Annotated in this window: 7 protein-coding genes; 4 read left to right on the plus strand and 3 right to left on the minus strand. The window is 64.8% G+C overall.

The genetic code is table 11. The features are described from left to right. Positions 1 to 13 precede the first annotated feature (13 nt). Complete coding sequence (locus tag WJU21_RS03195) at positions 14 to 1,384, plus strand: putative O-glycosylation ligase, exosortase A system-associated (protein WP_346321928.1); 1,371 nt, start codon at positions 14 to 16, stop codon at positions 1,382 to 1,384. A 10-nt stretch (positions 1,385 to 1,394) separates the two neighbouring features. Here WJU21_RS03195 and WJU21_RS03200 read toward each other — a convergent pair whose 3' ends face one another. The 3 genes from WJU21_RS03200 to WJU21_RS03210 form a co-directional block, all read right to left on the minus strand. Beyond that, positions 1,395 to 2,477: a glycosyltransferase family 4 protein gene (locus tag WJU21_RS03200; protein WP_346321929.1), complete on the minus strand. Its 1,083-nt coding sequence runs from the start codon at positions 2,475 to 2,477 to the stop codon at positions 1,395 to 1,397. 36 nt (positions 2,478 to 2,513) lie between these two features. After that, positions 2,514 to 5,315 carry an XrtA/PEP-CTERM system TPR-repeat protein PrsT gene (gene prsT, locus WJU21_RS03205; RefSeq protein WP_346321930.1) on the minus strand — a complete coding sequence of 934 codons (2,802 nt, stop codon included), beginning with the start codon at positions 5,313 to 5,315 and terminating at the stop codon, positions 2,514 to 2,516. A 76-nt stretch (positions 5,316 to 5,391) separates the two neighbouring features. Continuing rightward, positions 5,392 to 6,777: a TIGR03013 family XrtA/PEP-CTERM system glycosyltransferase gene (locus WJU21_RS03210; protein ID WP_346321931.1), complete on the minus strand. Its 1,386-nt coding sequence runs from the start codon at positions 6,775 to 6,777 to the stop codon at positions 5,392 to 5,394. A gap of 271 nt (positions 6,778 to 7,048) precedes the next feature. On the opposite strand from WJU21_RS03210, the gene WJU21_RS03215 reads away from it, so the two are divergent. The 3 genes from WJU21_RS03215 to WJU21_RS03225 all read left to right on the plus strand — a co-directional run bounded on the left by WJU21_RS03215 (position 7,049) and on the right by WJU21_RS03225 (position 12,635). After that, entirely contained in the window at positions 7,049 to 8,476 is a 1,428-nt protein-coding gene (locus WJU21_RS03215; protein ID WP_346321932.1) for a mannose-1-phosphate guanylyltransferase/mannose-6-phosphate isomerase, read from the plus strand. A 156-nt stretch (positions 8,477 to 8,632) separates the two neighbouring features. Continuing rightward, positions 8,633 to 10,642: a PEP-CTERM sorting domain-containing protein gene (locus WJU21_RS03220; protein ID WP_346321933.1), complete on the plus strand. Its 2,010-nt coding sequence runs from the start codon at positions 8,633 to 8,635 to the stop codon at positions 10,640 to 10,642. 118 nt (positions 10,643 to 10,760) lie between these two features. After that, positions 10,761 to 12,635 (plus strand): hypothetical protein, encoded by a 1,875-nt coding sequence (locus tag WJU21_RS03225; protein WP_346321934.1) that lies wholly within the window; start codon positions 10,761 to 10,763, stop codon positions 12,633 to 12,635. The last annotated feature ends 1 nt before the right edge of the window (position 12,636 follow it).

Here is a 12,636-nt window from a genome sequence, read left to right on the forward strand (position 1 = left end):
CGGTCCGCCAAGCATGCGCAGCCTGTTCGTCCTCGTCCTCGTCTTCAGCTGGATACCGGCCATTTTCTACGCGCCGTATCTGGGCGTCCTGGCCTGGATGTGGGTTTCCTACATGAACCCGCACAAGATGGCCGCCGGCATGGTCTCGACCTTCCCGGTCGCCGAGGTCATTGCCATTGCCACGCTGCTGTCCTGGGTCGTCTCGCGCGAGCCGAAAAATCTGGAGATGCGGCCGGTGGTCGTGCTTCTGCTGGTGTTTACGGCGTTCTCTACCATCACCACCGTGCTGGCGGTCAATCCGGGCGTGGCATGGCCGAAATGGGAGACTTTCGTTAAGGTGATGCTGTTCACCCTGATCGCCATCCCGCTGATCAACAACCGCTATCGGCTGCACGCAATGATCTGGGTGATGGTGATCTCGTGCGCCTATTTCGCCATGCGCGGCGGCCTGTTCACGCTCCTTTCCGGCGGCGCCTACCGCGTCTGGGGACCGCCTGGAACCTTCCACGGCGACAACAACGGCATCGCCATGACCTTCCTGATGATCCTGCCGCTGTTGCGCTACCTGCAAATCCAGAACGACAATCGCTTTGCCTGGCTCTGCTTTCTCGCCGCCCAGATCCTGACCCTGCTTGCCGTGTTCGGGACCATGTCGCGCGGCGCGCTGGTCGCGCTGACGGCCATGACGGTCTATCTGCTGATCCGGTCGCGGCGGTTCGGCACCTTCGCACTGATTGTCGCCGCCGGCGCGCTTGCTTTCTACCTGATGCCGCAGGACATGAAGGACCGGCAGGCCACCACGGTGTCCTACCAGCAGGACGCGTCGGCCATAGGCCGGCTCACCATGTGGAAATATGCCATCGACGTCGCGAACGAAAGACCGCTGACCGGCGGCGGCTTCAACATTTTCTACGACAATCCGACGCGCGCGCGTTTGCTCCCGCGCAACGCCGATGGCGTCCCGGAAGAGGGCCGCGCGGCGCACAGCGTGTATTTCGAGGTGCTGGGAGAGCACGGCTATCCGGGTCTGCTGCTCTACCTGTCGGTTCTTGCCGGCGGCTTCTTCAGCGCCGAGCGCATCTACCGCAAGGCGCGCAAGCGGCCCGACACGAAATGGGCCGCCGATTTGGCCTATATGAGCCAGTACAGCCTGATCGGCTTCGCCGTCGCCGGCGCATTCCTCAGCAAGGCGACATTCGATCTCTGCTACCATGTGCTGGCGCTGATCGTGATTACCGGCATCCTTGCGGACCGCGCGGCGAAGGAGCCGGTGCCCGACACGATACCGCCCGGCGACCCGATCCTGAGTTTCTTCCTCAAACCCCGCGTGAAGGGCTTCAAGCCGCCGAAATACAAGCCTGGCCGCCCGGCGCCGGGTAGTTAGGCGGCGGTGCCTATCCGTCCATCAGTGCCTTATAGGCCGCGACCATGGCGGCCACGTCATAGACCTCCGACGCCCGGCGCTGGTTGGCAAGGCCGATGCGCTCACGCAGCGCCGCATCGCGCGCCAGCTTCTCCATCGCGCCCGCCAGTGCCGCCGCGTCGCCCGGCGGGACGATGAACGGCGCGTTCTCGGCAGCCACCATCGCCGGCACGTCGCCCACCGCCGTCGCCGCCACCGCCAGGCCGGCGGCCATGGCCTCGAGTACCGCATTGGGAATCTGTTCGGTCGAGGATGACAGCGCGAAGATGTCGAGCCTGGGGTAAATGTTCTCGACATCCTCCACCATGCCGGTGAATTCGACGTCGCCGCCCAGCCCCAGCTGACCGGCATGGGCTTCGAGCCGAACCCGCTCCGCCCCGTCGCCGGCGATGATCAGACGGGCGGGCATGACGGCGCGCAGCGCGGCGAAAGCGTCGAGCAGCAGATCGAGCCGCTTTTCCTCCCGTAATACCGCGACGGTACCGATGGTCGGGACCGGACGGCGGGCGCGCCCCATCGCCGCGGCGGCGAACTTTCCGGTGGCAATACCGTCGGGCACAAGGCGCAGGCGTTGGGCGCCGAGCCCCCAGCTTTCCTGCGCCCGCTGCATCAGCGTTCGAGAGGGTACCACCGTCAGCACCCGGCCCGAGAGAACCTTGCGCCGGATCAGCGCCCGACGCCGATAATCGGCACTTGCCTCATCCGAGCCGAAACCGCTTTCCACATGCAGCAGTCGCGGCGCGCCGGCGAGGCGCCCCGCCAGCGTCCACTCGATGCTGCCCCAGTTGTTGGTGACCATCACGTCCGGCGCCGCCTGCCGGATGAACCGGCGGTACGCCCGAAGGCGGCTTGGCAGGCTCAGTCCCGTTCCGGGTGCGGGCGGGTAGGCGACATCGAGCGCCGGATCGATGCGGTCGCGGCACTCGAGACCGCCGTTGATCGAGATGATGCTGTGCCGGAACGCCGGGCCGAGGCCATTGATCCAGGTGGCCGTACGAATCTGCGCGCCGCCCAGTTCAAACGCCGGGAAAACATGCAGCAGGTGCCGAATCATCCGGACTGGCCGGGGCTCAGCCTCGGGTCGCCCGGATCAGCGGCAGGACTGCGCATCTTTCAGCTTTCGGACATCGTCGCTCTGGCGGAAATCTGGATCGTTGGCCATGATCGTCTCCAGCAGCGCGCAGGCTTCGTCCTTGCGGCCCTGTTTCACCCGTCCAAGGGCGAGATGATACTGAATTTCCGGCTCGTCGGGCGCCAGCGCCGCCGCTTCCTCGAGCAGCTTGACGCCCTGTTCCACCGAACCCTGCGATACCAGGACCCAGCCATAGGTGTCCTTCACCACGGCAGCCTTGGGCGCAAGTTCATAGGCGCGCCTGGCCTCGTCCACCGCGCGCGGGTCTCCCACGCTCTGATAGAGCCAGGCCAGGTTATTCAGGATCATCGGGTTGTCGCCGTCCTGCGTTTTCAATACCCGGTGGTGGGCGATGGCCTTCTGCATCTCGCCGGCCGAGAGATAAGCGCTGGCGAGCACACGGCGAATCTGCTGGTCGCCGGGTGTCGTGGCGATCCAGGATTCCAGCACCCGAAAAGCATCGGCCGGCCGCTTCAACTCGGTGTAGCCGTAATAGAGGCGGAGTGCGGAATCGGCGGAATTGATTTTCTTCTCCGCGATGCGGAACGCCTCGACCGCCTGATCCGGTTTTCCGGTCCTGGCCATCACATGTCCGACCAGCAGGTCGCCCATCGGCAGCTCCGGCTGGCCCTGGCGCAATGCCGTGGCAAGTTCCATCGCGGCCTGGAAATGCTCGCTGTTGATTTCAAGATTGACCAGTTCCAGTACGGCCGGCACCAGCTTCGGATCCAGCTTCAGCGCCTGCTGGTAGGATTCCCGCGCGCCGAGCGCATCACCCGACTGGAGCTGGGCACGACCAAGTGCGAAATGCACATTGGCGTTGTCCTTGGTCAGCCCGCTCAGCCGCGTATAGGTTGCGACGGCCGAGACCGCGTCGCCCGCCAGAATCTGGGTGCGGCCCAGCGCCTCGACGGCTTCCGGACGATCGGGCACGCGACGGTCGAGGGCGCTTGCCGTCGCCAGCGCCTTCACGATATCGCCAGCCTGCAGATAAACCTCGATCAGCCGCAATCCGGCCGCCGATGATTTCGGATTGTCCACCTGCGCCTTCTCCAGCCATTTGACGGCCTCGCCGGGCTTCTTGCGGGTCAGGGCAATGCGGGACAGCTCGATCATGGCCGCCTCATTCCGTGCGTCACGGGCGAGAATGTCCCTGAACCGGCCTTCGGCGGCGGCATAATCCTCGCTCTGTATGTCCAGGCGGGCGAGATTCTGGACCGCCGGCAGATATGCGGGGTCGGCGGCAAATGCGGCCTGGAAAGCCGCGCGCGCCTCGGCGGTATTGTTCTTGGCGCGGTAGGCCACGCCTTTCAGGTTGAGCGCCACCGGATCCTTGGGATCGGCGCGCAACATGTCGCCGATTACCTTCAGCGCCGCGTCGTAGTCGCGGTTGAACAGATGATAACGCACCAGCAAGAGCTGAGGCCGCGTGGCTTCCGGATCTTCCTTCACCGCCGTCTGCAGGTCCTTGACCGCGTCGGCATTCTGGCCGGCGGCCAGCCGGGCCACGGCCAACTGGGTCCGATAGAGACTGTTCTTCGGATCCAGGCTGGACGCCTTCTGAAACAGATCGATGGCCATCGCATAGTCGCCGGCGCCCATGCGGGCTGTGGCCACCAGTGACAACGAGGCCGCATCGGCGTCCGGCCCGTCCGCCAGCGGCTGCAGCGTCTTGACGGCATCGTCGAAGCGGCCCTGCCGGATCATTGTCGAGCCCAGCAGGCGCCGGCCGTTGGCGTTATCCGGCACGGCGGTGACGAACCTGTTCAGGTTGGCGGCGGCCTGTTCCAGATTGCCCTGGGCATAGGCGATCGCGCCGCGCAGATACTGGGCCGGCAGGTAGGCGTCGAGCGCGGCACCAGCGCGCTGCAGCACTGCCTGGGCGTTGGAATAATCCTGCTTCTTGGTCAGGATCAGTGCATTGAGATAGAGGCCGAGCGGATGCTTTGGAGCCAGTTCCAGCGCCGCGTCGATATCCTTCTGGGCATCGACGTCACTATTCATGTCGATCAGCGTGGCGGCCCGGCCCAGCCGCGCCTCCACATTCCGTGAGTTGGCCTTGAGCACGGTGCTGAAGGTGGCGAGCGCCGGCTCGAGCTGCTGGGCCATGCGCTGCATTTCGCCCTTCAGGATCCGGGCGCCGGTAAAATCCGGATCGAGGGTCAGCGCCTCGTCGATCAGCGCCAGCGCCTTCGCGTTCTGCTTGCGCTGCACCAGCACGCGGGCCAGGCCGATCTTGGCGGTCACCGACCGTGGCGCCAGTTGTGTCGCCGCCTCGAACGCCGCCTGCGCCTCATCGAACCGTTCGAGCCCCAGATAGGCCCGGCCACGCAGCGCCATGGCCGCCGACCGCTGTTCCGGATCGACGCCCTGCGGATTGATCTCTTTCAGCACGGCTGCGTGTTTGCCCTGCAGGAGCAGCGCCTCGCCAATCTGGTTGCGGACCTCGTCGGTATTGCGTCCATAGGCGAGCGCGGCACGGAATTCCTTCTCGGCCGAGGGACCCTGCTGCGCCATCAGGTACATGGACCCCAGCAGGAAGCGCGCATCGGCGTCCTTCGGGTTCTCCTTCAGCGCATTCTTCAGCAGTTCGACCGCTTCCTTGGGCTGGTTCTTGTCCAGATGGGCCTGCGCCTCGACCAGCAGCGGCTTGCGGCGAGCGTCCTCCGGCACCGCGTGGGCGGGCGTTCCATGGATGGACAGGGCAATGAGAACCGGCCCCCAGCGGACGATTTGCAGTGCCGATCCGAGAATGGACATGTCTTGGGCAGCCTCCCTGAACCCGCAGCGCACTATAGACACCCGCCCTTGCCGATCAAAGCCGAACAGGCCCCGGTCAACGCGCGCCCGTCCCGAACAGGATGACGCGGATTGTCTTTATCAGGATGAGAATATCGAGGAACACCGAGAAATTCTTGATGTAGTACAGATCGTATTGCGCCTTTTGCCACGCATCCTCGACCGACGCGCCGTAGGGATAATTGACCTGTGCCCAACCGGTAATCCCCGGTCGGACCGTATGCCGTTCGGCATAATATGGCAGCTGACGGGCCAGATCGGCGACGAATTTCGGCTGTTCCGGCCGTGGCCCGACGAAACTCATGTCGCCCTTCAACACGTTGAATATCTGCGGCAGCTCGTCAATCCGCAGCTTGCGGATGACGCGGCCCACCGCTGTCACTCTCGGATCGTTTTCCGAGGCCCATTTGGGACCGCCGGCCTCGGCGTCCACCCGCATGCTGCGGAACTTGTAGAGCATGAACGTCCTCCCGTGCTGGCCGACCCTCTCCTGCCGGAACAGCACGGGTCCAGGGCTGGTGAGACGCACCAGCAATGCCGCGAGCAGCACCACGGGCGCCGTCAGCGTCACCAGGACAAGACTGGCAAGCAGGTCGATGCCACGCTTGATCAGCAGGCGGATCTGCGCCTCGGTGGAGCCCTGGGAGTAGATCAGCCAACTGGGCACGAAGCCGTCCAGGTCGACCTTGCCGGTTTCGCGCTCCATGAACGCGGCATAGTCGGTGATGCGAATGCCGGCCAACCGGCAATCGAGCAACTCGCGCACCGGCAGGGCGCCACGCCGCTCTTCCATGGCGGTGACGATCTCGTCGACCTGCTTCTCGAGGGCGAAATCGCGCAGCGACGGAATTTCAGCCAGTTGATGTACCGGCGACACGTTGCCGGCCTCGTGACCCATGCGCAGGAAGCTGATCTCACTGAAACTGCGCGAGCGCGCGCCCTGCTGCACCCCGGCAATCCGCTCGGCAAGCTTGCCTGCGCCGAGCACCAGCACCCGGCTCTTGAACAGGTCCAGGTCGAGAACGCCGATAAAGATCAGCCTGACCAGCAGGATCGCGATAAACGCGACCACGATGCCCGACACGAAAATGCTGCGCCACAGGGCGACCGGCGGATACAGGAAGAACAGCAGCGCCATGACCAGCGTGCTGAGCACGAACGCCGCCGTCAGCGTCACCACGGTCTGCCGCAGGCTGCGCCAGGTATCCCGCTGGTACAGCCCAAGGATCAGCATCACGGTCTGGATGGTGACGACGAAGATTGCATATTCCGCCGTCGGATCATCGAGGCTGGAATCGCCCAGCCCGCTGATCGACAGGCGCAGCGACTGCGCGCCATAGAGTGCGCCGAGCAGCACGAAGGTTTCGAACAACGCCAGCCCAAGGACCGCCCGCGACAGATAATGCCCGAAAATCCGGATCACAGATCGAGCGCCCCTTCCAGTTTACCAAGCCTGCCAGCGCCTGTTCGGCCGTCTTCCGCCCGGCTCCAGCATACTAATACCATACCGCATCCGGTTGGAATCATGTGGACGTGCAAAACGCAATCGATTCCAAGATGCTAGAGCAGGCTCCCGGTACCGGCCGGTGCAATTCGCCGGCGCGAGGCCGTGCCCCAACAATGTCACTTTTCCGGGGTTGACCCTCGGCTTGGCCGAAGCCCAAACTGCCTTGGGCATTATTGTGAGTACGCGGATGAACCAGAAGATTCATCCCGCCATTCTTTGCGGCGGGTCGGGCACACGGCTGTGGCCTTTGTCGCGCCGCAACCACCCCAAGCAACTGCTCTCGCTTCTGGAACCGCAATCGCTGTTGCAGGTAACGGCGGGCCGCTTCGCCGACACCGGGCGGTTTGCCCCGCCGATCGCGCTGTGCAGCGAGGCCTATCGGTTCATCATCGGCGAGCAGATTCGCGGCGCGGGCGTGACGCCGGGCGCGATCATCCTGGAGCCGGAAGGCCGCAACACGGCGCCGGCGGCTGCGGTGGCGTCGTTGTGGGCGCTGCGTCAGGACCCCGATCCGATCGTGCTGCTGTCCCCATCCGATCACGTCATCCGCGACTTGCCGGCGTTTCAGGCGGCCCTGGAATCCGCAGCCGAGACCGCGCAATCAACCGGTGCACTGGTCACCTTCGGGATCCGGCCGGACAAGCCGGAAACCGGCTATGGCTACATCGAGGCTGGCGAACCGCTGCCCGGCGGCGGCGCTGCGCTCGCTGTGCGGCGATTCGTGGAAAAGCCCGACGCCGCCACCGCGCAAGGCTATGTGGATGGTGGCCGGCACCTGTGGAACAGCGGCCTGTTCCTGTTTCGCGCCACCGATTTCCTTGCCGAACTGAAGCGGCTCGAGCCGGCCATGCTGGCGGCCTGCGAGGCAGCCGTGGACAAGGCCCGAACCGACCTGGACTTCGTGCGCCTCGACGAGGAAAGTTTTGCCGCCTCGCCATCCAATTCCATCGACTACGCCGTCATGGAGAAGACCAGCCGGGCGGCCGTGATCCCCATTTCCATGGGCTGGAGCGACGTGGGATCGTGGAGCGCGCTGCGCGACGTGGCCGACAAGGACGAATCCGGCAATGCGATCTGGGGAGATGTGATCGCCATTGAAACCAGAAACAGCCTGGTGCGCAGCGATGGGCCGTTGGTGGTGACCTACGGTCTGGACGATGTCGTCGTCGTCGCCACCAAGGATGCCGTGCTGGTATCGAGCGCTGAAGCGGCGCAGGACCTGAAAACCGTGGTGTCGCGTCTCGATGAGATCAAGCGCGAGGAAACCCACTTCCATCCGCGCGTCTTCAGGCCGTGGGGCTGGTTCGAGACCATGGATCTGGGACCGGGTTTCAAGGTGAAACGCATCGCGGTGAAACCCGGCCAGCGCCTGTCGCTGCAGAGCCACCGTCACCGCGCCGAGCATTGGGTCGTGGTCAGCGGCCAGGCCGAGGTCACCAGCGGCGATCGTGTCATGACCCTGTGCGCCAACGAGTCCACCTACATTCCTGCCGGCACCACCCACCGGCTGGGCAATGCGGGAGACGCCGAATTGCAGATCATCGAGGTTCAGTCCGGCGGTTATCTGGGCGAAGACGACATTGTCCGCTTCGATGATATCTACGGTCGCAGCTGACCGGCGCCGAACGGAAAATACATAAAAACTGTAATAACCCCACCATCTCGTCCGCAATCTATGCTATTGGCAGATAGGTTCTGCTACCGTCAGGACTGTCAACGTAGCTATTGAAGATGCGGCATGGGTCGTCGCCCGCATCGCCGGAGCGTATTGATGAAATCCAGGGACATCCTGTCCAGCGTGATCCTGATCGGCGCCGCCGTCTTCGTGGCCGCGACGATTTTTATCAAGCCGGGCCAGCACCTTGGTGACTTCGAGCTGTACGACAAGCTGGCCGAAATCCGGCAGGCCGCCAATGCCGAAGACGCCGCCAGGGCAAACGCCACACCCGTGCGTGTCTATGAAACGCCCAAGGCGCTGGGCGACAAGCTGTGGGCAATCCTGAACCCCAAGGAGACGTCGGCGCGCTTCTCGGGCACTGGCGGCGAGTTGTCGCTGCTTCGGGTCTCCACGGGTTTTGGCACCGAAGGCAACGCCCTGCTGATCTCGGACGAGTTCAGGCATGCGGCGGACGGCGCGCTGAGCGGCACCGACGACGGCCTGAGGGCGCTGTTGGACTATTTCGACGCGGCCGGCGGCAATGAAACCATCATTGCCTTCCGCAGCCAGCTGCTGCTCGAGGCCCTTGGCAAGGACAGCCGCGTCGCGGATTCGCTGACCGCGCTGCAGGAAGCCACCAAGAACATCTCCGAGGCGGCGTTTACCGCCTTGTGGACTGGCTACATCATGCCGGCCAACTTTCAGCCCGACTTTGCACTGCCGCCCGGCTCCATCGGCTACGACCTGGGTGCGGTGATGCAACAGAACGGCGAGATCAACCCGGTCTATGACGACTTCCTCCGTGTTCCCGCCAACAGCAATCATATCGAAGGTTCGGCTTCGGATGTCGAGAGCAGCCGGCAGATGCTGTGGGGCGACGGCGTCAAAGGCCTGACGGTATTTACCGCGCCGATCCCCAACGGCACCTACAAGGTCTATGTGCTGACTTCTTCGGAAGCCGGCATCGACCCGTCCGTGGCATTCGGCGAATACAACACCCTTCGCCGCGACGACAGGTTGCGGCGGGTCGACCTGCGTGACAGCCATGGAAACAGCCGGAACTGGAACGAGGAGGCCTGCGGCCAGCGGGACCAGGTCCGGATCGAGCAGCCCGTCTACAATCCAGACGACGTACCGGCCGAGCAACTGGCCGGCGATTCCGGCGACGCCTGCCGCAGGTTCGCGCCGGGCGGTGGCCTCGCCACCGCCGAGGTGTTGTTCGGCCGCCAGGGCATATCGCCGGAGATCGAGCCCGAATTGACCATGGTGTCGTTGGTGCAGGACCAGACCCATGGCAAGGGCGCGGTCTATGCGCTTCGCGAGGAAATCAAGAACGGCCAGCTTTACATCGATTTCCATCAGACAGGCGTTCCGACCTATGTGGTTGGCATCATCGTGGTTGCCGCCGACGATACGTTCGGCGCCCAGATGGCCGCCCTGGTGAGCGCGGTGCTCGAGACAGTGCGGCCGGCCGCTGGCAGCAGCACACAGGGCCCGGGCTACGCAACCAATTTCGCCGCAACCACCCTGCCCGGCGGCGCCCCTGGCAATGGCCCGGGCGGCAACAGCGTCAGCAACCCCAGCGGCGGTCTGTCGACCGGTCCGGAGGCCAGCGGCGGCGGTGATGGCGACGGTGACGGCGATGGCGGCGGCACGCCTCCCGGAGACGGCACGGGCGGCGATGGCACCGGCGGCACCCCGGGCGGTGATGGCGACGGCACCGCGCTGCTGGTGGCCGAGGGCCTTGGCCCGTATCAAGCACTGTATGGCGATCCCCTGACGCTGGATGGCCGCACCTCGACCATAAACGGCCAGCCGATCGGCGACACGATCCCGCCCGGCCTGTTGGTGGAATGGCTCTTCGATATCGACGGAGACGGCACGCTCGATCTGGTCTCGACCGACCTGCTGGCGCAGATCGACAGCGCCATCTTCGGCAGCACCGGTGAGTTCCAGGGTATCCTGAGGCTGACGCTCGACGGTCTTGTCAGCATCGACCAGGTGATCATCATCCTGTTCGGTCCGGGCGCCGCGATCCCCGAGCCGGGCATGTTGCTGTTGCTGGCGCTGGCACTGGGCCTGCTGTTGCTGGCCCGCAACCGCCGGCGCACCCGCACCGCCTGATCCATCAGCCGGTGCGGCTCGTCAGGTAACGGCGCGGCGCACGCGAACCGGTTCCCACTGGAGGGCGAAACGCTTACCATCGCGCAAGCAACCGTCAACGAAAGCCGGCACCCCGTTCATGGCGCGAAGGAAAAGAAGGTCAGGCGCAGGCTCCCAGCGCCTGCTGATTGCCAGTGTCCTGGTGTTCGTCGTCGCGCTCGGCGTGTTTCTGGCCCTGCGGACGGAACTGGGCAGCACACTGGCAGGCCGGATCAGGGCGCTGGTGACCTCCGCCGGCAGCCCCTGCTGCGCGCCCGCCGAGGTTCTCTCCGACTTTCAACTGCCGGTCGTCGCCTATGTGGTGTCGGACCTGTGGCGCGACGGGCGCGCGCGCGACCTGCCGCTGCCACCCCGCCTGAGCACGCCAGCCCAGGCAGTCAACGTGGCGCTGGTGTCGAAGGGCCGCGTGGTGCGCGAAGCGTGGATGCGCGACGGAACCGTGCTCGATGCTCTCACCGCCGCCCTCACCCGGTTCCGCAGCCAGATGCCGGCGGACGAGCGCGCCGATATCGACTCCATCGAGCTGTTTCTCGGCCATTCGTTCCGCAAGGTCAGCCCCGATGAATATGACGAGCAGATCTTCGCCGCTCATCATCGTGGCATCCGCGGACTGGAAATTGTCCATGGCGACACCACCCAGCTGCACTCGCCCCTCGAAGTGTTGCGGCGGAATGTGACGGCTGACCGGCTGGTGCGCGATTTCGCCGCCGCCGCCAAGACCGACCGGGCGGAAATCCTGCAGAAGGCGGGAATCCGCGTCTTCGATGGCGAACAGGTACTCGTTCGCGTGGGCGCGGCCCCGAAAGGCTTCCTGCTCGAGCGCGGCAACGTCTATGTGAAGCCCCAGGACGTGACCGCCGACGCGGTGCGCGGCGCCGTGCGCCTTGCCACCGGCTGGCTGACCGCCAATGTGGGAATCAGCGGCGAGTTGCCCTATGGCTTCCGCCCCAGCGAACTGAAGCCACTGGAGGGCAACAACGCCATTCGCCAGTGGATGGCGACAATCGCGCTGGAGCGGGCGGCACAACCCCGTCTGGATCCCCAGATATGGGAACTCGCCGAACGGAATCTGGCCTTCAACATGGCCGATACCTACCGGCAGGAAGGAACGCTGGGCATCATTACCGGCCCTGGCGATACGGTATCGCTGGGCGCTGTCGCACTGGCCGGACTCGCCCTCGCCGAAAGCCACGCGGGCGGCCGCTACGGCGCCGAGCAGGCCGCATTGTCGGCCACCATCGACCGGCTGCATACCGGCAGCGGCGCGTTCCGCACCTATCTGCGGCCGGCCTCGCGCACCGGCAACCAGAACTTCTATCCCGGCGAGGCTCTGCTCTACTGGGCAACCCGCTACGACAAACAGCCCGACCCTGCCCTGCTGGACCGGTTCATGACCTCGTTCCGCCATTACCGGCAATGGTACCGGGACCAGCGCAACCCGGCTTTCATCGGCTGGCACACCCAGGCCGACTACAGAATCTGGAAGCACACCAGCGACAGCGAGCTGCGCGACTTCGTGTTCGAGATGAACGACTGGCTGGTCGGCCTGCAACAATGGGCAATACCCACCGAGTACCGCGACCTGATGGGCCGCTTCTATGCGCCGGGCGCCGGATTTGGCCCGCCGCATGCCTCTTCGACCGGCATCTATCTGGAGGGTCTGGTCGATGCGTTCCGCCTGGCGCGGGAAAGCGGCGACCCGAAACGGGCAGAACTCTACCGGCTGGCTATCCTTCGCGGCCTGCGCGACGTGCTGCAGTTGCAGTTCGCCGACGAAATCGACATGTTCTATGTGCCGCCGGGTTTCCGGAAATTCGTCGAGGGCGGCATTCGGACCACCGGATACGACAACGTGATCCGTATCGACAACGTGCAGCACAACCTGATGGCCATGCTGAACGTTCTTCAATCTTTTCGGCCGGAAGATTATAAGTGGCCCACGACGACCCAATAAG

The sequence above is a fragment of the Emcibacter sp. SYSU 3D8 genome (assembly GCF_039655875.1).
Taxonomy (GTDB): Bacteria; Pseudomonadota; Alphaproteobacteria; order SMXS01; family SMXS01; genus RI-34.